Origin of the sequence: Moorena sp. SIO2C4, from assembly GCF_010672485.1 — a bacterium.
GTDB lineage: Bacteria > Cyanobacteriota > Cyanobacteriia > Cyanobacteriales > Coleofasciculaceae > Moorena > Moorena producens.
Genome location: NZ_JAAHGN010001378.1, coordinates 1 through 1600, shown reverse-complemented (window position 1 = coordinate 1600; position 1600 = coordinate 1). Strand labels below are relative to the sequence as shown.

At 40.8% G+C, this 1600-nt stretch carries 3 protein-coding genes and 2 pseudogenes; 4 read left to right on the top strand and 1 reads right to left on the bottom strand.

The annotated features are described in order from the left end of the window. The 3 genes from F6K20_RS37775 to F6K20_RS37765 form a co-directional block, all read left to right on the top strand. The coding region (locus tag F6K20_RS37775; RefSeq protein ID WP_287298294.1) for a hypothetical protein at nt 1–219 on the top strand (219 nt) is incomplete at its 5' end. 25 nt (nt 220–244) lie between these two features. Then, complete coding sequence (locus F6K20_RS37770; protein ID WP_009149891.1) at nt 245–661, top strand: element excision factor XisH family protein; 417 nt, start codon at nt 245–247, stop codon at nt 659–661. Further along, a complete protein-coding gene (locus F6K20_RS37765) occupies nt 649–984 on the top strand; it encodes a XisI protein (protein ID WP_009149888.1) in 336 nt (111 codons plus the stop codon). Before F6K20_RS37770 ends, F6K20_RS37765 begins: the two co-directional genes overlap by 13 nt. Before the next feature lie 216 nt (nt 985–1200). On the opposite strand, the pseudogene F6K20_RS41065 reads toward F6K20_RS37765, so the two are convergent. Then, nucleotides 1201–1374 (bottom strand): annotated as a pseudogene (locus F6K20_RS41065) (type II toxin-antitoxin system HicB family antitoxin); the annotation flags it as partial. 44 nt (nt 1375–1418) lie between these two features. On the opposite strand from F6K20_RS41065, the pseudogene F6K20_RS37755 reads away from it, so the two are divergent. Continuing rightward, a pseudogene (locus F6K20_RS37755) lies at nt 1419–1600 on the top strand (hypothetical protein); the annotation flags it as partial.

Below are 1600 nucleotides of genomic sequence, written 5' to 3'. Positions count from 1 at the left end.
CAGATGATTTTGACTAACCGTTATAATATTTTATGGAATATAGCGGTTTTTCGCCTAATGAGGTACACAGAATTTTTGCCCTGTTTCCTATTCTCTCTTCCTTCCCTCTTCTCTCTTCCCTATTCCCTATTCCCTGTTCCCTGTTCCCTGTTCCCTAAAACCATTAAATCTGTACCTCACCAAATTGAAAACCGCTATAGTAGATCTATTGATTTTTGAATCATTATAAAAAGCAAATGTAGCAATGCCTGCTCAGGATATATTTCATGATGTTGTCAAAAAAGCGCTTGTCCAAGATAATTGGGTAATTACTCACGACCCGTTAACGTTAGATTTACGCGATCGCCAATTGCATATCGACTTAGGTGCCGAAAGGCTAATTGCTGCACAGAAGGAGAATCAGCAAATTGCCGTTGAAATTAAAAGCTTTATTTCATCTTCTAGTGTCTTTCAATTTCATTTAGCGTTAGGGCAGTTTTTGAATTACCGGATTGTACTACGCCTCAAACAACCACAACGAGTACTTTATTTGGCTGTTCCTTTATCGATTTACGACGATTTTTTTGGTGAAGAACTCCCTCAACTTAGTATTAAAGAGTATCAAGTTAACCTGTTAGTATTCGATCCTAACCAGGAGGTAATTGTGCAATGGATAAATTAAACCAGTATCGTGAAGCGATTAAGAAAATATTAACCGATTACAGTAAAATAAAACCTTCGTTTGGTGATATAGACCGCTATACTTCCTTTGATCTAGAAAACGACCACTATCAAATATTCAGTGTGGGTTGGGAAGAGCATCGTCGTGTCTATGGTTGCTTGATTCACATTGATATTATCAATGACAAGATTTGGATTCAATATGATGGGACGGAATATGGTGTAGCGAATGAGCTTACTGATTTGGGAATTCCTAAGTATGATATTGTATTAGCCTTTCACACTCCGTTTATGCGTCAGTATAGTGATTTTGCGGTGGGTTGAGTTGTGGGGAATAGGGAACTCAGAATTTAGAATGTAGAATGTAGAATGTAGAATGTAGAATGTAGAATTAAGAATTAAGAATTAAGAATTAAGAATTAAGAATTTAGGGTTTTTCAGTATCTTTGGCTCTTCCGTACTTCTTATGCTAAATAAACACTTTGGCAAAGGGAGCAGGGAATAGGGAGCTGAGGCCGTAGGCCACGCGGGGCGCGTTCGGAGCAGAATAACGTTAGGACGGTTCGCTTCTTCAAAATGACACTGAACAGCATCTCGAACCATCGCTGTCAGCTGATCCAAGGTGTCTGCTTGAGTAAAGATAGATTCTCCCAAAGCCCTGGCGGTATAGCCCTCGTCCGGATCTTCCTCAACCAAAAACACAACCTGGCTCATGTTAATCACATCATTATTTTCTATAGTCATTATGCCATGGGGAGATGAGGAGTCAGATTAGCCTTCCCGACTCCCGACTCCCGACTCCCGACTCCCGACTCCCGACTCCCGACTCCCGACTCCCAATTCTAAATTCTAAATTCTACATTCTACATTCCCTACCTCCCGTCGATACCGAGCACGTGCTGGTGTTCCCCAGCATACTTGCTGCTCTGGGATATTACTA